Source organism: Paenibacillus sabinae T27, from assembly GCF_000612505.1.
GTDB lineage: Bacteria > Bacillota > Bacilli > Paenibacillales > Paenibacillaceae > Paenibacillus_AQ > Paenibacillus_AQ sabinae.
The window spans coordinates 1,751,757-1,771,713 of record NZ_CP004078.1; the positions used below are offsets into that span (position 1 = coordinate 1,751,757).

The 19,957-nt window shown below is 56.3% G+C and carries 17 protein-coding genes; 15 read left to right on the forward strand and 2 right to left on the reverse strand.

All coding sequences use genetic code 11. The features are described from left to right. The first annotated feature begins 314 nt into the window (after window positions 1-314). The 9 genes from PSAB_RS08005 to PSAB_RS08045 all read left to right on the forward strand — a co-directional run bounded on the left by PSAB_RS08005 (window position 315) and on the right by PSAB_RS08045 (window position 9,737). Window positions 315-590, forward strand: a complete 276-nt coding sequence (locus PSAB_RS08005; RefSeq protein ID WP_025334054.1) for an IreB family regulatory phosphoprotein — start codon at window positions 315-317, stop codon at window positions 588-590. Beyond that, entirely contained in the window at window positions 587-1,003 is a 417-nt protein-coding gene (gene ruvX / locus PSAB_RS08010; RefSeq protein ID WP_025334055.1) for a Holliday junction resolvase RuvX, read from the forward strand. Before PSAB_RS08005 ends, ruvX begins: the two co-directional genes overlap by 4 nt. Window positions 1,004-1,016: 13 nt before the next feature. After that, window positions 1,017-1,325 carry a DUF1292 domain-containing protein gene (locus PSAB_RS08015; RefSeq protein ID WP_025334056.1) on the forward strand — a complete coding sequence of 103 codons (309 nt, stop codon included), beginning with the start codon at window positions 1,017-1,019 and terminating at the stop codon, window positions 1,323-1,325. Then, on the forward strand, window positions 1,318-1,623 hold the full coding sequence (locus PSAB_RS08020) for a DUF1292 domain-containing protein (RefSeq protein WP_025334057.1): 306 nt from the start codon (window positions 1,318-1,320) through the stop codon (window positions 1,621-1,623). The genes PSAB_RS08015 and PSAB_RS08020 overlap by 8 nt, the downstream gene beginning before the upstream one ends. Window positions 1,624-1,786: 163 nt before the next feature. Next, a complete protein-coding gene (mltG, locus tag PSAB_RS08025) occupies window positions 1,787-2,848 on the forward strand; it encodes an endolytic transglycosylase MltG (protein WP_025334058.1) in 1,062 nt (353 codons plus the stop codon). A 115-nt stretch (window positions 2,849-2,963) separates the two neighbouring features. Next, a complete protein-coding gene (locus tag PSAB_RS08030) occupies window positions 2,964-3,896 on the forward strand; it encodes a peptidase U32 family protein (RefSeq protein WP_025334059.1) in 933 nt (310 codons plus the stop codon). A 39-nt stretch (window positions 3,897-3,935) separates the two neighbouring features. Next, entirely contained in the window at window positions 3,936-5,261 is a 1,326-nt protein-coding gene (locus PSAB_RS08035; protein WP_025334060.1) for a peptidase U32 family protein, read from the forward strand. 201 nt (window positions 5,262-5,462) lie between these two features. Further along, the gene (locus tag PSAB_RS08040; protein ID WP_025334061.1) at window positions 5,463-7,706 is read left to right on the forward strand and encodes a methyl-accepting chemotaxis protein; all 2,244 of its coding nucleotides are present in this window, start codon (window positions 5,463-5,465) and stop codon (window positions 7,704-7,706) included. Between the two features lie 174 nt (window positions 7,707-7,880). Then, window positions 7,881-9,737 carry a peptidoglycan D,D-transpeptidase FtsI family protein gene (locus PSAB_RS08045; RefSeq protein ID WP_025334062.1) on the forward strand — a complete coding sequence of 619 codons (1,857 nt, stop codon included), beginning with the start codon at window positions 7,881-7,883 and terminating at the stop codon, window positions 9,735-9,737. Here PSAB_RS08045 and PSAB_RS08050 read toward each other — a convergent pair. Beyond that, window positions 9,703-10,896: an AI-2E family transporter gene (locus PSAB_RS08050; protein WP_025334063.1), complete on the reverse strand. Its 1,194-nt coding sequence runs from the start codon at window positions 10,894-10,896 to the stop codon at window positions 9,703-9,705. The genes PSAB_RS08045 and PSAB_RS08050 overlap by 35 nt on opposite strands. Before the next feature lie 348 nt (window positions 10,897-11,244). Between PSAB_RS08050 and PSAB_RS08055 the strand changes: the two genes are divergently transcribed. Continuing rightward, window positions 11,245-12,627 carry a polysaccharide deacetylase family protein gene (locus tag PSAB_RS08055; RefSeq protein ID WP_025334064.1) on the forward strand — a complete coding sequence of 461 codons (1,383 nt, stop codon included), beginning with the start codon at window positions 11,245-11,247 and terminating at the stop codon, window positions 12,625-12,627. Window positions 12,628-12,904: 277 nt separating this feature from the next. Beyond that, window positions 12,905-14,242: a GH1 family beta-glucosidase gene (locus tag PSAB_RS08060; RefSeq protein ID WP_025334065.1), complete on the forward strand. Its 1,338-nt coding sequence runs from the start codon at window positions 12,905-12,907 to the stop codon at window positions 14,240-14,242. Between the two features lie 151 nt (window positions 14,243-14,393). On the opposite strand, the gene ilvD is transcribed toward PSAB_RS08060, so the two are convergent. Next, window positions 14,394-16,079: a dihydroxy-acid dehydratase gene (gene ilvD, locus PSAB_RS08065; RefSeq protein WP_025334066.1), complete on the reverse strand. Its 1,686-nt coding sequence runs from the start codon at window positions 16,077-16,079 to the stop codon at window positions 14,394-14,396. Between the two features lie 385 nt (window positions 16,080-16,464). Between ilvD and PSAB_RS08070 the strand changes: the two genes are divergently transcribed. The 4 genes from PSAB_RS08070 (at window position 16,465) to mgrA (ending at window position 19,946) form a co-directional block, all read left to right on the forward strand. Beyond that, the gene (locus tag PSAB_RS08070) at window positions 16,465-17,214 is read left to right on the forward strand and encodes an alpha/beta fold hydrolase (protein ID WP_051529745.1); all 750 of its coding nucleotides are present in this window, start codon (window positions 16,465-16,467) and stop codon (window positions 17,212-17,214) included. 83 nt (window positions 17,215-17,297) lie between these two features. Continuing rightward, window positions 17,298-18,065, forward strand: coding sequence for an HAD family hydrolase (locus PSAB_RS08075; RefSeq protein WP_025334068.1), 768 nt, complete (start codon window positions 17,298-17,300; stop codon window positions 18,063-18,065). A 35-nt stretch (window positions 18,066-18,100) separates the two neighbouring features. After that, on the forward strand, window positions 18,101-18,841 hold the full coding sequence (locus PSAB_RS08080) for an NAD-dependent protein deacylase (RefSeq protein ID WP_025334069.1): 741 nt from the start codon (window positions 18,101-18,103) through the stop codon (window positions 18,839-18,841). A 100-nt stretch (window positions 18,842-18,941) separates the two neighbouring features. Beyond that, window positions 18,942-19,946 (forward strand): L-glyceraldehyde 3-phosphate reductase, encoded by a 1,005-nt coding sequence (mgrA, locus tag PSAB_RS08085; protein WP_025334070.1) that lies wholly within the window; start codon window positions 18,942-18,944, stop codon window positions 19,944-19,946. The last annotated feature ends 11 nt before the right edge of the window (window positions 19,947-19,957 follow it).

Here is a 19,957-nt window from a genome sequence, read left to right on the forward strand (position 1 = left end):
GAGTCCCGGAACAGAGGGGCCTTGGAAGACTTGCAGCCTGAAAGGCTTGCTCTTTGAGTCGGGCCTTCAGTCAGGCGCCCAAGCAGGCTTTAGGCCCCTGCGGGACAAGTTTTGCGCTTTTTCATCTCTTATGTCCGCTGCCCATTCTTAAATTGCGGGTTTTGCAGGCAAAATCCCAAAAAAGCGCTATATTCCGGCAGGATTTTCTTGTTTGGCCGTGAATATGTTATGATGGGGACAGATATAAATCAGTAATACAGCAACTTTGCGAGTGCCGCTATTAAAATCGGCTGCGCAGGAGGAAGGTGTCACAGATGGACTCCATGGACAAAACGGTCAAATTCAATGTGAAGGGCGACGAGAAAGAGGCATCTCCCCGGGAGATTCTGCTCACCGTCCACAACGCCCTGTTGGAGAAGGATTATAATCCGATCAACCAGATTGTAGGGTATCTTCTTTCCGGTGATCCGGCTTATATTCCGCGCCACAACAATGCGAGAAGTTTGGTCCGGAGGAAAGAACGTGACGAGCTGATTGAAGAGCTGGTCCGGTTCTACCTTGCCAATCAGCCGGTGGATAAGGTCAAATGAGGAAGCTCGGTCTGGATTACGGAGACCGCCGGATCGGCGCGGCCGTAAGCGATGCTTTTGGCTGGACCGCTCAGGGACTGGAGACCATCGAGCGCCGCCGGGACGGGAGCGAGCTGGAGCGAATTCGTCACCTGATCGAGGAGTATGAAGTGTCCGAGGTTGTGGTCGGCCTGCCCAAGAATATGAATGGCACAGTAGGCCCTCGCGGCGAGATCTGCATTGAATTCGCAAACGCGCTGCGGGAGAAGCTGAACTTGCCCGTACACCTTTGGGATGAGCGTCTGACAACGGTATCCGCGGAGCGGGTGCTGATTGAAGGCGATGTCAGCCGTAAGAAGCGCAAAGGAATTGTGGATAAAATGGCCGCAGTTCTGATTTTGCAAAATTATTTGGATGCTAACAGTAAAAGGTGAGGGGTGCGCACACATGGCAAACGAGCAGATCGGCATGGAAGAGGAACCGGAAATTATTTATATTCCCGATGATGAAGGCAACGAAGAGGAATTCGAGGTTATTATGAAGTTCGAGGTTGACGGCTCCGATTCCAAGTACATGATGGTCGTCCCGCTCGATTCCGAGGACGATGAAGCCGATGAGGTATACGCATTCCGTTATGAAGAGGACGGAGACGATCTGCAGTTGTTCATGATCGAGGACGACGAGGAGTGGGCGATTGTCGAAGAAACCTTCAACACGCTGGTTGACGAGCTGGACGGAGGAGCGGAGAATGACTGAGTACTCTGCCGACCAGGTGAAATGGACCTCCAGGCTGAAAGAAGCTTTTGGAGAAACCGTGGAACTGGAAGACGAGAACGGCACAGCCTCCGTATACGAGATCATCGCCGAATTTGAAGTGCAGGGCCGCGGATATGCGGTGCTGAAAGAGTCGGACAAGGACGGGGAGCCGGAAATTCTGCGCATGCTCGTTTCCCCGGATGGCCTTCCGGAGCTGGAAAGTATTGAAGACGACGACGAATGGGAAGATGTCTCGGAGCTATACGACGAGCTGACTTTTCCGGACGACGAAGTGTAAGCATATACGGCTTGCCGCTTTCGGCCCTCGGGCCGGCTGCCGCAGGCGCATGCAGGGGAGGGCGGAGCATTCCGCGCTCCTTTTGCATGATTATTTTTTAAAATATCTATTGAATTTAAATGAATACAATTTTATATTTATAGTCGGAAAGCGAGGAGTAGGTTTGAAATCCGCCATTCGCAATCTGTTGATTGTCCTGCTGCTGTTGATCATTGCGGCGGGGGGAGGAATCTGGTACGTATGGAACGGCATGAAGCCGGTTGAGCCTTCTGGCTCCGCAGTAACCTTTACGGTACAAAAAGGAATGGGCAGCTCGGAAATTGCCAACCTTTTGGAGAAGCACGGCATTATCCGCAGCGCTCTTTTATTTAAAGGCTATTTGAAATGGACCAATGAAGGCTCGCAGTTCAAGGCGGGAACCTACAGCGCCGCGCCTGGCGCAACGTATGACAATCTGATTTCCCGGCTGAATGCAGGAGACGTGGTAAAAAAGGAAACGGTCGTGTTCACCATCCCGGAAGGCTATACGGCGGAGCAGATTGCGGACAGGCTGGCTCAGGCGTGGGGCAAGGAAGCATCGGTCTTTTTGTCGCTGATGGACAAGGGGGAGGGCCTTAAGGAGATGGAGGTTCTCGGCGTTCCGCCGGATCAGGATTTGCGTCACCGGCTGGAGGGTTATCTGTTTCCGGAGACGTATGAGCTGGTCAAGGGCAGCACCCCGCAGCAGATTGTCGAGAAGCTGATGGACGAGCTGCAAAAGAAGCTCGATAGTATTCCGGATTGGCAGACCCGGCTTAAAGAACGCGGAATGACTCTGCACGAGCTGCTGACCGTCGCTTCGCTTGTGGAGCGTGAGGTCGTTGTGGACAGCGAGCGGCCGCTTGTGGCCGGCGTGATCTATAACAGGCTGAAGAAGGGGCAAAAGCTGGAGATCGACGCGACTGTCCAGTATTTGCTGGGCCGCCAGAAGGAAAGATTGTTGTATAAAGACCTGGAAATCAAGAGTCCGTACAATACGTACCGGAATACTGGGCTGCCGCCAGGACCGATCTGCAACCCCGGATTAGCCTCGATCAAAGCGGCGCTTGCGCCGGAGGCTTCGGATTATTATTTCTATGTCACGAAAAAAGATGGAACGCACACCCATCTGTTCGCCAAGACGTACAAGGAACATTTGGCCAATGTGAAAAAAAGCCAGCAGGGAGCGAAGGAAACGTCCTCATAAGGACCGTATCGTTTCCGGGCAAATATATAGCACTTATCAAAATCGTAAGAAACAATAAGAATGCCGTCCGGGGCCGTCTCGGATTGCCTAAGACGGCATGACAGGAGGATACACGATGAAGAGCAAACCGGAGCTGCTGGCGACGGCTGCTTCTCTTGCGGAAGCGGCCGCGCTGCTGGATGCCGGAGCCGACGCGCTGCTGATCGGCGACGACCGGTTCGGCATGCGGCTGGCGGGACATTTCAGTCTGGAAGATACGGCGGCAGCGGTTGAGCTGGCCCATGCACGCGGCTGTAAAATATATTCCGGACTCGGAGGGCTGATGCCGAACCGGCTGCTGGACGAGCTTCCGGCCTATATCAAGGCCATTGCCGAAATCGGCGTGGATGCCGCAGAGTTCGGCGATCCGGCCGTGCTGGCCGCGGTAAGGCACGAGGCGCCCGGCTTCAAGCTGCACTGGAACGCAGAGATGACGTCGACCAATTTCGCGACGTCTAACTACTGGGGACGCAAAGGCGCTTCCCGCGTCGTGCTGGCCCGGGAGCTGAACATGGACGAAATCACGGAAATGGTGCCGAAGCTTGAGGTAGAGGCCCAGGTTCAGGTCCACGGCATGACCAATATTTATCACTCCAAGCGGAAGCTTGTGGAGAGCTATATGGCTCATCAGGGGCGGCCGATCACCGGCGGAAGCCTTGGAAAGGAACGCGGCCTGTTCCTGATCGAGGCCGAACGGCCTGACGAGAAATTCCCGATTTACGAGGATCGCAACGGCACCCATATTATGAGCTCGGACGATATTTGCATTTTGGAAGATTTACATGTGCTGATGGAAGCCGGAGTAGACAGCTTCAAAATTGAAGGGCTGCTGAAGCCAACGTCTTACAACGTGGCGGCGGTCAAGGCTTACCGCAAGGCGATCGACGCCTATGCGGCCGATCCGGCAGGCTACGCCTTCCAGGAGGAGTGGCTGGACGAAGTCCGGGAGCTTCAGGACCCGGAGCGGGAGCTGACCTTCGGCTTCTTTTACAAGGAGCAGGTTTTTTAAAAATCTAATTATATTGGAATAAAGGAGAGGAGAACAGGGATGAATACTGTGGCCAAGCCGCAATTCAAAGGCAAGCGTTACCGTTTGGACAAACCGGAGCTCCTGGCTCCGGCGGGCAATCTGGAAAAATTGAAATTTGCCGTGCATTATGGCGCGGATGCGGTCTATATCGGCGGGCAGAAATACGGCCTGCGCTCGAATGCGGACAACTTCAGCTTCGAGGAAATGCGCGAGGGTGTGGAATTCGCCAAGAAATACGGTGCTAAAGTATTTGTAGCGACAAATATTTACGCGCATAACGAAGATATCGCCGGGATTGAGGAGTATCTGCGCAATCTGTATGAGGTTGGCATCGCCGCCATTATTGTCGCGGACCCCGCGATTGTGGACATTGCCCAGCGGACCGTACCTGGCCTTGAGGTGCACCTCAGCACCCAGCAGTCTACATTGAACTGGCAGGCCGTATCCTTCTGGAAGGAAGAAGGACTGCCGCGCGTCGTGCTGGGCCGCGAGACGAGCCTTGAGGAAATCGCCGAGATCAAGCAGCATGTCGATATAGAAATCGAGGCATTTATCCATGGAGCGATGTGCTCCTCATATTCCGGCCGCTGCGTGCTGTCCAACCACTTTACGGACCGCGACTCCAATCGCGGAGGCTGCTGCCAGTCGTGCCGGTGGAAATACGATTTGTTCGAGGATACGCGTGAAGACGGAGTCCGGATTTCTGAGGAATCAAGCGCCGGACGGCTGCCGCAGCGCCTGGTTCCCGGCGTAACGCAGCTTCCGCTGCACGAGCCGGAGGATAATCCGTTTTCGATGGGTGCCAAGGATCTGTGCATGCTGGAGCGCATTCCCGATCTGATCGAGGCGGGCATCGACAGCTTCAAGATCGAAGGCCGGATGAAGTCCATCCACTACGTCGCCACCGTGGTCAATGCTTACCGGAAGGCGATCGACGCCTATATGGCTGATCCCGAGCATTACGAGATGAAGCGGGAATGGATGGATGAACTGAACAAAGCGGCCAACCGTCCGCTGAACACGGGATTCTTCTACGACACGCCGGATCATGAGGACCACATCTACGAACCGGAAGAAAAAGCCGCTCCATTTGACTTTGCCGGCCTTGTGCTGGAGTATGACGCGGAGACGGGCACGGCGCTGATTCAGCAGCGCAACCATTTCAAACCGGGTCAGGAAGTTGAATTCTTCGGGCCGGACCGCAGCTCTTTCAAGCAGATTGTTGGCGAGCTGCGTGATGAGGAAGGCACTGTACTGGACGCCGCGCGCCATCCTTTGCAGCGCATCCGAATGAAGGTCGACCAGCCGGTGGCTTATTTTGATATGATGCGGAAGAAGAAATAACAAAGCGGAATGTATGGAACGGGCGGGTTTCGGATGACGGAACCCGCCTGTTTTTTTGTACAAAATTACAAATTTACAAAGAAAGTAGGTCTGCAGACATAAAAAATAAAGAAAGGTATAAGAAAAATCTCCCAGTCTGCCGATATAATAGATAACGCTTACATCATGCAGTGCAAATTCATCAGGCAGGTGATAATAGGAATGGGAGAAGCTGAAAGAGAGAGAAAACGAGTTCAACGCAAAGAAAGGTTAGCGAAAGGTCAGCGGGATGAAGGCCGGCCAGGCCAGAACCTGACGACAAGGGAGAAGACGGGCGGCTGGTTTGCGGGCATAACGGCACGTCTGAGTTGGAAGCGCTTGCTGACTCAATCCGCAGGGCAATTCAGAACGGTCAATCCCGCCAAGTCGGTCGGGGTCAAGCTGTTTTTGATTTTTTTATCGTCCATTGTCGTTGTGGTTATGTTCCTGGGATTAATGTCTTATACGAAGGCCAAGAACACCATCAAGGATAATGTGTCCGAAGCGAACCGCCAGACGATTATTCAAAATGCCGAGAAGCTTGATATTATTTTGAACCAGTACGAGACGCTCGCTTTGCAGCTGTTCTTTGATCCGGAGGTTCAGGGGCAGATTGACAATCTGAAAAACGCTAAATCGTTCTATGATCAATTTGTGGCGATGGATAACATCGGTGAGAAGCTGACCAATCAGACGACCTCGGATTCCAATATCATCAGTTTTTCGCTGATCCCGGATAACGCTAAACAGCAAGTCATGACAAGCGGCAATTCCAAGCTGGTTTCGGAGGATATGCGGGACAAGGATTGGTACAAGCAGGCGATCGCCAATACGGAAAATTATAAGCCGACCTTTGCGGGCGACTCCTTCAGCTCGAAGTTCTACTGGTTTCCGGTTAGCGATGTTGTGAAGGAAAGCACCAATATCGCCATTGTGCGAAAGCTCCAGAATATGGGGGATACTTCCGGGTACGTCGTGGTGATCGAAATCAAACAAGATGCGCTTGAAAGCGCCTTCCGATGCGTAAATCTGGGGAACGGATCACATATCCAACTGGTTTCGCCCGGAGGAACCGTTATCGCTTCCTCGGTCAAGGAGGAGGACGGAAAAGCGTCGGCCTATGCTTTTATCAAGGACAGCAAAGCCAATAACAGCAGCATCGAGACCCGGGACGCCAAGGGCCGTGACCTGCTGGCCGTGTTCAGCCCGCTTACAAAAGCCGACTGGAAGCTTACGGGCATCGTTCCGACTGATGCGCTCGTGAAGGACGCGAAGCCGATTCTTTTTACTACTTATATCGCGGCTGGAGCGGCGGCCCTGCTGGCGCTGCTGCTCGGCGTATGGATGGTGCGCATGATCGCCCGTCCGCTTGCACGTCTCAAGGATCTGATGGGCGAAGGCGCCAAGGGGAATTTGACGGTACGCACACCGTATACGTCCTCGGATGAGATCGGCCAGCTGTCGGCTTCCTTTAATCTGATGATGGAACGCATTACGGAGCTGGTCTCACAGACGACGGAATCGGCTCGCGATGTGCTGGGGACGGCGGGCGAGCTTGGAGAAGCTTCCCGCAAGACGGCGGTATCCGCCAAGGAAATTGCGTCCGCAACCGAAGAAATTGCCGAGGGAGCCGGCAGTCTCGCGCTTGAGGCAGAGAAAGGCAATGAGCTGACCGAGGCCTTGTCGGCCCAAATGGAGGCGGTTATTCTCTCCAACCGCGAAATGGATGACAGGGCGCGTATTGTTGGAGAATCCAGCGGCAAAGGGATGATGCAGCTTGAAGAGCTGCTGAAGCAGACGGGGCGCACGGGCCAGATGACCAAGGCGCTCGTCGATAAAGTGGACAACCTGAAGCAGACGGCTCTGTCCGTCCTGAAGGTGCTTGACGTGATGAAAAATATTACCCAGCAGACGAACATTCTGTCGCTGAACGCAACGATCGAAGCGGCGCGCGCAGGCGCGGCAGGCCGGGGCTTTATGGTGGTGGCGGGCGAAATACGGGCGCTGGCCGATCAATCGAAGGAATCGATCGCGCTCGTTGCGAACATCACCGACAAGATCATGACGGAGATGAACGAAACGGTGGATGTGCTGTCAGAGGTGACGCCGCTCTTTGCGGAGCAGATGAGCTCGGTCAAGAATACGAGCGATATTTTTCTATCGGTTCGGGAACAGATGGATGGCTTCGTTGCCAGCCTGCAATCTGTAACATCTGCGGTCGACAGTCTAAAAGCTTCCCAGACGGTGCTGTCTGAGGCGATGAGCAATGTAAGCGCTGTGGCGGAGCAGTCGTCGGCAACCTCGGAGGAGGTGGCGTCGCTCAGCAGCGAGCAGCAGAGTGTGAGTGATCAGCTGGTCATGCTGTCTGCCAACCTTGAAAGCGTTTCGGGCCATTTGAAGGAAAAGCTGTCGCTTTTCAAAATTTGACCGCAGCGCAAGCAATCGGCGGCAACGAGAGGACTTCTGTTAATAGCGGACCTTCGCATCAATCGGTGCGGAGGTCTTTTTTGCATATTCAAGCGACATACAAGGACGATAGCGGGCATTGTTATCGCGGACGCTGGACATAATAGGAAAAATTACGCTTTCGGAGGCGGTCCGATGCCAAGCAAACGCCACTACAAAAACAAACGAATTTCTGTCGCCCTGATTCTGCTCGCTGCCGTCTTCGCTCTGCTTGTACTGCGGCTCGCCTGGATTCAATTCGTCATCAGCGGGCGCCGTGTTCCCGGGGGGCAGTATCCTCTCGCCAAAATGTCCCGGATTCAGAGCGAACGGGAGGTTGTGCTCGACACCGGCCGGGGACGGCTGTATGACCGTCATGGCCTGCCGCTGGCTGGAGAGACGATCTGGGCGGCGGCTTTTTACCCGCAGGAGGCAGGAAAGCGAGGAGAGAGTAGCGCCGGGGCTGCGGATTCGCTTCAAGCGCTTCGCCGTTTGGCCCTGGTACTGGGCGTGCCCTATAAACAGCTACAGGAAAAAAGAGAGAAGCTGGTCCAGCCCTTCCTCTGGCCCGCCAAGTCCGGCGGCGGCCCGCTTGCGCTTACGCCAGAGCAGGCCGCCGAAATCGGTCGGCTTCAGATTGACGGCGTCCAGGTGCTGCCGTTCGCCCGCAGACCGGGCGGCAGTCTGAATGGGCGCCAGTGGCTGGGCCATTTGTCCGAAGCCCGGCCGAAGCAGCAGAGCCGTGCGGCGGACGGTAAAGCGGCATCCACCGGAAACGGCGGAAATGGCGGCTCCGGTCTGCGCGTGACGATGGAAGGAACGACGGGACTTGAGAAGACGCTGGAGCCGCTGCTTCGCGGGGTCGGGCATACCGAGGTCTTTGTGAGAGTCGACGCCGAAGGGAAGCGTCTGCCGGACAGCGGATTGACGGTGCGGACGCCGTCCAATCCCTATTATCCACTGAAGCTTCAGACCACTGTCGATCTGAAGCTTCAGGACAAGATTGAGAGGCTGGCTGCCGAAAGCGGCGTCAAGGAAGGAGCGGTCGTCGTGCTGGAGGCCGGGACCGGCGATGTGGCGGTGATGGTATCGCTGCCGTTCTATGATCCCGGCAATGTCTCGCCCGAGGGAGGCGAGTGGAATAACCGCGCGCTCCAGGCGGCGGCGCCCGGCTCGATCTTCAAAATCGTTACCGCCGCCGCCGCGCTGGAAGCCGGCGTGACTTCGCCGGGTGAGACGTTTCACTGTCATGGCGCCTATGGCAAATACGGGCTGTCCTGCCATAAGAAAGCCGGACACGGCGCGCTGACTCTGGAGCAGGGCTTCGCCCTGTCCTGCAACAGCGTGTTCGCCGCGCTCGCCGAGCGGCTGACGGCGAGCCAGCTCCAGTCCGCGGCGCTGGCGCTCGGCCTCGGCCGGGACATCGGCTGGCGGCAGGAGAAGGTTCTCGGCCTGCCGCTGCTCCAGCCGCTCTCCGGCGAACAGCGGGGGACCGTCTTTCGGACGCTGCTCCCGGGCGACGGGGGAGCCCGCGTCCAGACGGCCATCGGCCAGCGCGACGCCATGGTCACGCCGCTGCAGGCGGCGAATCTGGTCGTCACGCTGCTGCACGGCGGCGAGGTGCGCGCGCCGCGAATCCTGCGCGAGGTCGATTTCGCCAATGGGCAGAAGCTGATGGACCTGCCCCCGCATCTGGCGCCCGCCCCGGAAGGGCGCATCTCGGAGCGGACCGCGAAGCTGCTGCGGTCCTGGATGCGCCGGGTGGTGACGGAAGGCACGGGCCGGTCCCTCAGCGGCGCGCGCTGGTCGCTCGCCGGCAAGTCCGGCACGGCGGAGACGCTGGTCCGGGGAGCCCCCCGGACCAATCAATGGTTTATCGGCTTCGGTCCGGCGGAGAAGCCGGAATATGCGGTGGCGGTGCTGGCCAAGAACGCGGCTCCGGAGAGCCCCCACACCGCCACCCGGCTGTTCGGCGAGATCATGGACCTTCTGGCGGAGCCTTCCGACGGCTGATCTCTGCATCGCTGCCGGCGGCTGATTCGCCCGGCTCATCTCCGTTTCCGTCACCGTATGCGAAAGGAGAAACGATAAATTCCTCCTGCGGCAGGGAAATCCACTTCTTAAGATAGCCCTGCTGCAGCAGCTCCTTGATCAGAATCAGCAGAATCGGCGAGAGAATCAGCCCGGCGACGCCGAAGGCGGAGGTCGACAGGATGACAAAGGACAGCATCAGGAACGCCGAAGAGACGCCAATGGAGTTGCCGGTAATCTTCGGCTCCAGCAGCTGACGGACGAGCAGCACGACAGCCAGCAGGACGAGAAGGCCGATCGCGAGCGGCGTGCTGCCGATGATGAACAGATAAATGATCCACGGGATCAGAATCGTTGACACTCCAAGGAGCGGCAGTACGTCGAACACCGCGCAGACGATCGCCATCGTGATTTCATTTCCGGTCCGCAGGATGAACAGGCCAACCAATACAATGACGAATGTAATGGAAATCAGGATCAGCTGCGCTTTTAAATAGGAGCCGATGGCTTTGAAGACGTTACCCTGCAGGAAGCTGTAAGCCGTCTTGAACGTCTTCGGCATTTTATCATGCGCGACCCGCCGCCAATCCTTGATCTCCATGCTCAGGAAGAACGCGAGGATGATGGCGACCCCGAAATTGGCCATAAACGAGGAGAACGTGCCCAGAAGCCGGATCATATATTTAAAGAACACAATCAGCCAACCCGACAGCAGATCGGTAGCCGTTTTGAAATAGCTGTTCAGTTTGCCCGTAATATCGGGCGGGAGATTCGCTATTTTTTGCTGAAGCCAGGTCGTCAGCTCAATAAATTGCTGCTGCACCACATATGTATAATGGGGGAGATTTTCCTGAAGCTGCAGCGCCTGCGATGCAATCAGCAGTCCGGCGCCGAACAACGTGCCGAGCAGCAGAATCAGGAACAGCAGCACGGAGATAGCGGAAGCGAACGGCTTGGGCAGCCCCCTGCGATTCAGGAAGCGCGCCAGAGGTTCGATCAGCATAAATACGAAAAAGGACAAAAACACGGGAGCGGCCAACTGGTACAGCTTGCTGAAGGCGAGCATGACCAGATAGACGGTAAGCACGAGCAGTCCGATATCGAAAAAGGTACGCCAATATTTTTTGTAAAGCGGCAGCATGGATTTAACGACTCCTTTGCGATTGGGATGGCATTTCTTTCACAGAACTGATTTCCATTGTACACGATTTTACCAAAAAACCGTCTTTTTCTTTGACAGCTGTGGTAAAATGGGGAGTAACGGTTTTTAAAAGGATGCGACTCGTTCAGTCCAGAAACGGATATTCACAAGCGTCTGCACGCATCGCTGGCACAGAAAGCGCAAGCTCTACAAGATCGGTGCTGCCGCTTCTTCATGCCTTGTCGCCGCTTATGCCGGCATTCACCTCTATTGGCCGTTTTCCGCCTGTCAGCTAACAGACGTAAGAGCGGCTCTCAAGTCAACTCTCGAGAAAAGCGGGGAAGAAAAATGGAGACTTTGCTGCTCTGGTTGTTTTATATCTCAACATTTTATGCTTTTATTCCCGGTATCATCAGCCGGATCTTTGGCTACCGCGTCTTTCGAAGAGGAATCGGAGTTAAGGATTTCGCCCTTACCTTTGACGACGGTCCTGATCCGCAGTACACGCCGAAGCTGCTTGATTTGCTGAACAAGTATAACGCCAAGGCTACCTTCTTTGTCGTCGGCTCCCACGCGGAGCGGTACCCCGAGCTGATCCGCCGCATGCATGCGGAGGGGCATCTGATCGGTATTCACAATTACGTCCACAAGAGCAACTGGCTGATGCGCCCCGGCACGGTATGCAAGCAGATTCAGCGCACCGACGATATTATCTACGGGATTACCGGCGAGCGCAGCACGTACTACCGTCCACCTTGGGGGATCGTCAACCTGTTCGATTTCTCGAAGCGCCGTCATGTCAAAATCGTCCTATGGTCCGCCATGTTCGGGGATTGGCGCACGAATCTTGGCGTGGATCGACTGACGGAAAAAATGCTGGCCCGTTTGAATCCCGGTGAAGTAATGCTGCTGCATGACTGCGGCTTGACGCTGGGGGCCGATCCCGAGGCGCCGGAGCAAATGCTGGCTGCGCTGGAACGCACGCTGGAAGAAGCCAAGGTCAGGGGGCTTAACAGCATCCGGGTTGACGAGATGATCAAGGCGGCCGAGAAATCCTCGCTGGCCCGGATGTCCTTCAGCAAGCGTCTGCTTGTCGGTCTGTGGCTTCTTTGGGAACGGTGCTTTCACTTCCTGTTCCGTCTGCGGACGGTATCACCGGCGCTTCCGTTCCTCCATTACCGTCTGCGCGCTTATCAAGGCCATTCGGTTTCACTTGATGACGGAACGACGCTGAGCAAGGGCGACCAGGTCATTGAGCTTCATATCGACAATCACCAGCTGTTCGAGCTCGGGATGCAGTCTCGTTCGGCGGCCCAGCTCGCGATCCGGATGATTCGCCGGATGGATAAGGATATGCCGTATCTTGCGGAAATCATCGCCGGAGACGATGCCCTGTCCGAAGCGAAGGCGCTGTACGGCATCAGTATGATCAACCGGGGGCCGGAGAAGTTCGGCTTTACCGTCAAGGATATGCCGAAAGGGCTCTTTGCAAGCCTTACGAAATTTTATCTCAGCATTCTTCTTAGCGTCATTCATCCTGCAGGCGGGGCGCGGCTGAAGGAACGAAGCGAGGCGCTGGTTCCCAAGATCATCGTGATGCCGGTATCTCAGCTGCTTGATTCCTATGGGCAAAAATGCACCGGAGCCAAGCTCCACAGACGGCAGGCCGCTGGTCCGGAGCATGAAGAAGATATGGCCGAAGCTGAGCTTCCCGGCGCGCACGCTCATTGATTAGGCAATTATCCGCATATAGAGATCCCTTTCTGGAAGACGCTCAGTCAGAACCCTTTGGCGGGATTTGGCGGCGTCCGACGGAAAGGGCTTTTTATTATGGCAATAGCTGGCGCGACTGCCCCTTTGTGTTACTTGTTTTGTACGAAGGACTTTCGTACCCGTTTCAAAAAAAACAAAATGAGCTCCTTTCTCATTGACGCTTCAAAAAGGTAATATAGAAGTGTGGAAGTCATCATTTTTTTGTCACCCTAACGATAACAGGAGGTTCTTGCCAATGAAACCCGTACAGTTTCCGCAGGATTTTATCTGGGGCGCGGCTACCGCTTCGTACCAAATCGAAGGCGCTTACGATGAAGACGGCAGAGGGATGTCCATCTGGGACACGTTCGCCCGGATTCCCGGAAAAGTTGAGAACATGGACAACGGAGACGTCGCCTGCGACAGCTATCACCGGTTCCGCGAGGATATCGCCTTTATGAAGGAGCTCGGCGTTAAAGCTTACCGGTTCTCCATTGCCTGGCCGCGGATTTTTCCCGAAGGCACGGGGGAGCTTAACCCGGAAGGGCTTGCTTACTATGATGCTTTGGTTGACGCACTGCTAGAGAACGGGATCGAGCCCGTATGCACGCTGTACCACTGGGACCTGCCCCAAACGCTGCAGGATGCGGGAGGATGGGAGAACCGGGCGACTGTCGATGCATTTGCCGAATATGCGAAGACGCTGTTCCGCGCTCTGGGAGGCAGAATCAAGACATGGATAACGATTAACGAACCTTGGTGTGTGTCGTTTCTGTCCAATTACCTTGGAGTGCATGCGCCCGGCAACATGGATTTGCAGCTCGCCGTAACCGTTTCCCATCATTTGCTGCTGGCACACGGAATGGCCGTTCGAACCTTTCGGGAATTGGAAATCCCCGGAGAAATCGGCTTTGCCCCCAATGTAACGTGGATGGAGCCATACAGCAGCCGGAAAAAGGATACAGATGCCTGCAAACGGGAGAACGGCTGGTTCATAGAATGGTTTATGGACCCGGTATTCAAGGGCGAGTATCCGTCCTTTCTGGTCAAATGGTTCCGGGAGAAGGGAGCGGTGGTTCCCGCACTGGAAGGCGATCTGGAGCTTATCCGTGAGAAGATCGATTTTCTTGGCATCAATTACTATTCCGGCTCCGTGGCAAAATACGGCGAGCAAGCGGGTCTTATGGCATGCGAACCGGTGGACATGGGGTATGCCCGGACGGATATCGGCTGGCCGATTTACCCGGAGGGCTTTTACAAAGCGCTGAGCTATATAGGCGGCCGTTACGGCGATATTCCGATCTACATTACGGAGAATGGGGCCTGCTACAACGACGGACCGGACAGGGGAATCGTGGCGGATCAGAAGCGGATTGATTATCTGTACCAGCATCTGCTCCAGCTTCACCGCAGCATCGGCAGCGGTATTCCGGTCAAAGGATATTTTGCCTGGTCGCTGCTCGACAATTTCGAGTGGGCTTTCGGATACAGCATGCGGTTCGGACTGATCCATGTGGATTACGATACGCTTGTCCGTACGCCGAAAGACAGCTATTACTGGTATCAGGATGTAATCGAAACGGGCGAGGTTTAAGGCAGGAACGCTGAGCGGAAACTGCATAAATGAGGATTCGCCTCAAAAAAACAGCCCGGAAGGCTTTCGTCGATTAGACGATGCCTTCCGGGCTTGTTTGTTGAATGGCCGCAGCCAGTATCACAATCTGTTCCGCTGGCCTGCGGGAAAATTAAATTTTGAGTACGCCGCCCTTGCTGGCGTTCGTAACAAGCTTGGAGTAGCGGGCCAGGTAGCCCGTCTTCACTTTGGGCTCGAACTCCACCCAGTCTTTGCGGCGGTCCGCCAGCTCCTCTTCGCTGACATGCAGCTCGATCTTGCGGTTGTTCAGATCCAGCTCGATGATATCGCCGTCGCGAACGAAGGCAATCGGTCCGCCTTCCGCCGCCTCCGGCGAGATATGGCCGATGCTGATGCCGCGGGAAGCGCCCGAGAAGCGGCCGTCGGTGATCAGGCCGACTTTGGCGCCAAGGCCCATGCCAACGATCTGCGAGGTCGGGGCGAGCATTTCCGGCATACCCGGTCCGCCTTTCGGACCTTCGTAGCGGATTACGACGACATGGCCTTCTTTAACCTTGCCGCCCGCGATGCCTTGCAGCGCTTCTTCCTGGGAATCAAAGCAGATAGCCGGGCCTTTATGGTAGCCGCCCACGGACGGGTCCACCGCTCCGACTTTGATGATGGAGCCTTCCGGCGCCAGGTTGCCGTACAGCACGGACAATCCGCCGACCGCAGAGTACGGGTTGTCCAGTGTATGGATAACGCTCGTATCCTGAATTTCATGTCCGGTAACATTCTCTGCAAGTGTCTTTCCGGAAACGGTCATGCAATCGCCGAACAGCGTGCCCGGCTTCTTCAGCAGCTCGTTCAGCACGGCGCTGACGCCGCCTGCCCGGTCCACGTCCTCGATGAAGATGTCCGAAGCGGGAGCCAGCTTGGACAGATACGGTGTGCGGTTGGCGACTTCGTTGATCCGCTCAAGCGGGTATTCGATGTCGGCTTCCTGTGCGAGCGCAAGGGTGTGCAGCACCGTGTTGGTGGAGCCGCCCATCGCCATGTCCAGGGCAAAGGCGTTGTCGATCGACTCTTTGGTCACGATATCGCGGGGCTTCAGGTCCAGCTTGATCAGCTCCATGAGCTGTTTGGCGGACTTCCGTACAAATTCCTTGCGCTCTTCCGCTACGGCCAGAATCGTGCCGTTGCCCGGCAGGGCGAGGCCCAGAGCTTCCGCCAGACAGTTCATCGAGTTGGCGGTGAACATGCCCGAACAGGAACCACAGGTCGGACAGCCATATTGTTCCAGTTCTGTCAGCTCTGCGTCGTTGATCTTGCCGACCTGGTACGCGCCGACGCCTTCAAAGACGGAGGTCAGCGACAGTTTGCGGCCCTTGCTGTCCACGCCGGCCTTCATCGGTCCGCCGCTGACGAAGATGGTCGGGATGTTGACGCGCAGCGCGCCCATCATCATGCCCGGCGTAATCTTGTCGCAGTTCGGGATGCAGACCATGCCGTCGAACCAGTGCGCGGATACGACCGTTTCCAGGGAGTCGGCGATAATCTCGCGGCTGGGCAGCGAGTAGCGCATGCCGATATGTCCCATGGCGATGCCGTCGTCAACGCCGATTGTATTGAATTCAAAAGGAACGCCGCCCGCTTCGCGGATCGCTTCCTTGACGATTTTGCCGAATTCCTGAAGATGCACATGACCCGGCACGATATCGATATACGAATTGCAGACCGCGATGAACGGTTTGCCGAAATCCTCTTCCTTAACGCCTGCGGCCCGCAGCAGACTGCGGTGCGGGGCCCGGTCAAAGCCCTTCTTGATCATGTCTGAACGCATTTTCTTGGCTGCCATATTAAACAATTTCCCCCTTATTAATCAATTGTGATTCCGTATTTTGCCGCGTTAACGCGCTGCTCTCCGAGGAGCCGCGAGCCCGCGGTTTATAGAAAGAACAGGGTCCAGCTCTATTCAAGAGGGTGGTCGACGCCGTTTCTATAAAAATATAAAGGCTGCAAACCGCCTGAAGGTAAGGTCAGGCTTTGCTCATTTATTAGTAGAGTCTATCATAAAGGACCGCTTTTTTCTACCGGACGATGTTAAGTTTATCACAAACTTTATTCATTATAGCAAAGCTGATGGGCTGTCCGATTGTGGCAAATTGTAGAAGGTTGTTTGCTTGTAGCGATTCCTCTATAATTTTCCTTAAGTACAAGCGACGCATGCGGTAAATCCGGGAGTGGACAAATTGACTGAGACTCGTACGAAGCGCGGTTTCGCATTGTTGGTGCTGGCGTTCATCGCGGCTGTAGCGCTGGCTCTCTGGGTTTATTTGAAGCCTTACGCCTTGACAGGCCAGGCCGAAACAGCCCTGGTCTCCGGCAAGGGAATCACCATCGAGATGAATGATAACTGGATTTCCCTCGAGCCTTTGGCGGCAAGCGGTGCAGGCGTCATTTTTTATCCGGGGGGTCTCGTAAAAGCCGAAGCGTATGCGCCGCTAGCCAGAGGATTGGCTGCAGCCGGGCATCCGGTCTACATCGCCCGCATGCCGCTTAATCTCGCGATGACCCGCAGCGATGCGGCGGAGGAGATCATTCGCGTGCATCCGGGCCTGTCCTTTGTGCTGGGCGGGCATTCGCTGGGAGGCGTGATAGCGGCGCGGTATGCCGCAAGTCATCCCGACGAGCTGGCAGGTGTGTTCTTCCTTGCTTCCTATCCGGATGAGAAAGGGAGCCTGAAGTCGACAACGCTGGCTGTCCTGTCGGTGCTGGGTACGGAAGACAAGGTGGTCGATCCGAAAAAGTACCGCGAGGGCAGAGCCTACCTGCCGGACAGCACCGTGTACTATTCGCTGGAAGGCGGTAACCACGCCCAGTTCGGCAGCTACGGCCCCCAAAAAGGAGACGGAGAGGCAACGATAACCGAGAATGCCCAGCAGAAAGAGACCGTTCGTGCGCTGCTTGATTGGATGAGCAATTTACGCTGATCCCGGATGTGTCCGCTAGGCACCGGCTGCGGCCCTCCGGGATGCGAAGGCCGCAGTACATAAGGACGAAGGGAGATACGAAAGTGCCTCTACTGCATGCAAACGGCATTTCCGTGCCCTGCAAAGCCATCCTGTTCGACAAAGACGGCACACTGCTGGATCTGATGGAAATGTGGGGGACATGGGCAGAATCGGTGCTTCTCGCGATGGAGACCCATTTGGCCCTGGCCGGGTCCGGCTTTTCCGGCGGCAAGAACCTGGTGCTCGGCACCGTCCAGAACGCCGAAGGCCGGATCACCGGCTACGATCCCGGCGGGCCGCTGCCGATGGCGACGGTGGAGCAGACCTACGGCATTCTGGCCTGGCAGCTCTATGCCGCAGGTGTTCCCTGGAACGATGCGGTAACCCGGGTGATGGGCATTGCCAAGGATGCGATGAACGTGCTCCGGGAGCGACGCTCCGCAAGGCCTCTGCCTGGGCTGCTTCCCTTTTTAAGGCAGTGCGAAGCGGCTTCGCTGAAGATGGGTGTCGTTACATCGGATGAGTCGAAGATGACTGCCGAGCATCTGGAGTGGCTCGGAATTGCCGGGTACTTCGGCTCGGTTGTAACGAGAGACAGAGTAAGCAAGGGCAAGCCTGCTCCGGAAATGGCGGAAACCGCCTGCCGGGAGCTTGGCGTTCTGCCCGAAGAGACGGTTGTCATCGGTGACAGCAACGCCGACATGCAGATGGGCAGGGGAGCCGGACTTCGGTTGACCATCGGTATATGGCCAGGCGCGGAGACGGCGGAGCATTTGACGGATGCGGATATCGTCGTGCGGGATTTTACCCGGTTGTCCGTCTCTATATAGCTCTATAAAATTTGAAAGAAGGGAAGATGCTAGCTATGGAAGATTTGGAGACTTTGGCTTCGTGGATACGGGAAAGCCGCAGCATCGTCTTCTTCGGCGGGGCGGGAACGTCCACGGAAAGCGGGATTCCCGATTTCCGTTCCGCTGCGGGACTGTACCTGACGGAGAAGCATTCACCGTATCCGCCCGAGCAAATGCTCAGCCACAGCTTTTTCATCTCCAAGCCGGATGTCTTTTTTGACTTTTATCGCACGAAGATGCTCCATCCGGGTGCGGAGCCGAACGGCGCCCACCGTCTGCTGGCCCGGCTGGAAAGCGAAGGGCGGCTGAGCGCTGTCGTGACGCAGAATATCGACGGGCTTCACCAGAAGGCGGGCAGCCGCAGCGTGCTGGAGCTTCACGGGTCCGTGCACCGCAATCACTGTATGAATTGCTCCCGTTACTATGGACTGGACGCCATTACAAGCAGCGCCGAAACCGTTCCCCGCTGCCCGGCCTGCGGCGGCATCATCAAGCCGGATGTTGTGCTGTATGAGGAACAGCTGGACGATCAGGTGCTGAATGATTCCGTCCAGGCGATTGCAAGCGCCGATCTGCTTCTCATCGGCGGAACCTCGCTGACCGTTCAGCCTGCCGCGAGTCTGATCCAATTTTTCCGTGGCAAGCATACGGTGCTGCTTAACGGCGAGTCGACGCCCTACGATTCGAGGGCGGATCTGATTATTAAGGATCGGATCGGCCAGGCGATGGAACGCATAGGGGGGCTGTTGTCCTGACCGTTCTCTTAGGCTTTGGCGGCCACTCGCGATTCTGACGGCCCGCGGCAGTTTAATAAGAACAAGGTAGACACTAGACCAAAGAGGCAGGGGGATACGCATGGTATATGTGGCAAGCGACGAGCGCTATGAGGCAATGAGATACAACCGCTGCGGTAAATCCGGACTAAAGCTCCCGGCCATCTCGCTCGGACTGTGGCATAACTTCGGCGGCATCGACACTTACGAGAACGGCAGGGACATGATTACCCGGGCCTTCGATCTGGGCATCACCCACTTCGATTTGGCTAACAACTACGGTCCTCCCCCGGGTTCTGCGGAGGAGCTGTTCGGAAGGGTACTCGCCAGAGATTTGGCGCCGTATCGTGACGAAATGGTGATCTCGACCAAAGCCGGCTTTTATATGTGGCCGGGCCCGTACGGAGAATGGGGCTCGCGCAAATATGTGCTGTCGAGCCTGGACCAGAGCCTGAAGCGGCTCGGACTGGATTATGTAGATATTTTTTATTCCCACCGTCCCGATCCGGAGACGCCGCTGGAAGAGACGATGGGCGCGCTGGATCAGGCCGTCCGCTCCGGCAAGGCCTTGTATGTAGGGTTATCCAATTATTCCGCGGAGCAGACGGAAGCCGCCATCGCCATCCTGCGGGAGCTTGGCACTCCGCTGCTGATCCACCAGCCCAGATATTCCTTGCTGGACCGCTGGATCGAGAACGGGCTGCGGGATGTGCTGGAACATCACGGCGTCGGCAGCATCGCCTTTACGCCGCTGGCGCAGGGAATGCTGACGAATAAATACCTGAACGGCATTCCCGGCGATTCCCGGGCGGCCAAGCCTTCGACTGCGCTTAGCGAGAGCCAGATCACGCCGGACACGCTGCGAAAGGTGCGGCTGCTGAATCAGATGGCTGCGGCGCGCGGCCAGAGCCTGGCGCAGTTTGCGCTGGCCTGGGTGCTTCGCAGCGGCAGAGTCACTTCCGCGCTGATTGGCGCGAGCCGGGTCAGCCAAATCGAAGACAACGTCGCCGCTTTGTCCAATCTGGAGTTCTCGCAGGAGGAGCTGGAACGGATCGAAGTGATTCTGGGGGCGGAGAACGACGGGTAACTTGGAGGCTG

Coding starts and splice junctions, on each gene's coding strand:
- PSAB_RS08005 (WP_025334054.1), top strand. CDS start 315: ATGGACTCCATGGACAAAACGGTCAAATTCAATGTGAAGGGCGACGAG.
- ruvX (WP_025334055.1), top strand. CDS start 587: ATGAGGAAGCTCGGTCTGGATTACGGAGACCGCCGGATCGGCGCGGCC.
- PSAB_RS08015 (WP_025334056.1), top strand. CDS start 1,017: ATGGCAAACGAGCAGATCGGCATGGAAGAGGAACCGGAAATTATTTAT.
- PSAB_RS08020 (WP_025334057.1), top strand. CDS start 1,318: ATGACTGAGTACTCTGCCGACCAGGTGAAATGGACCTCCAGGCTGAAA.
- PSAB_RS08030 (WP_025334059.1), top strand. CDS start 2,964: ATGAAGAGCAAACCGGAGCTGCTGGCGACGGCTGCTTCTCTTGCGGAA.
- PSAB_RS08035 (WP_025334060.1), top strand. CDS start 3,936: ATGAATACTGTGGCCAAGCCGCAATTCAAAGGCAAGCGTTACCGTTTG.
- PSAB_RS08040 (WP_025334061.1), top strand. CDS start 5,463: ATGGGAGAAGCTGAAAGAGAGAGAAAACGAGTTCAACGCAAAGAAAGG.
- PSAB_RS08045 (WP_025334062.1), top strand. CDS start 7,881: ATGCCAAGCAAACGCCACTACAAAAACAAACGAATTTCTGTCGCCCTG.
- PSAB_RS08050 (WP_025334063.1), bottom strand. CDS start 10,896: ATGCTGCCGCTTTACAAAAAATATTGGCGTACCTTTTTCGATATCGGA.
- PSAB_RS08055 (WP_025334064.1), top strand. CDS start 11,245: ATGGAGACTTTGCTGCTCTGGTTGTTTTATATCTCAACATTTTATGCT.
- PSAB_RS08060 (WP_025334065.1), top strand. CDS start 12,905: ATGAAACCCGTACAGTTTCCGCAGGATTTTATCTGGGGCGCGGCTACC.
- ilvD (WP_025334066.1), bottom strand. CDS start 16,079: ATGGCAGCCAAGAAAATGCGTTCAGACATGATCAAGAAGGGCTTTGAC.
- PSAB_RS08080 (WP_025334069.1), top strand. CDS start 18,101: ATGGAAGATTTGGAGACTTTGGCTTCGTGGATACGGGAAAGCCGCAGC.
- mgrA (WP_025334070.1), top strand. CDS start 18,942: ATGGTATATGTGGCAAGCGACGAGCGCTATGAGGCAATGAGATACAAC.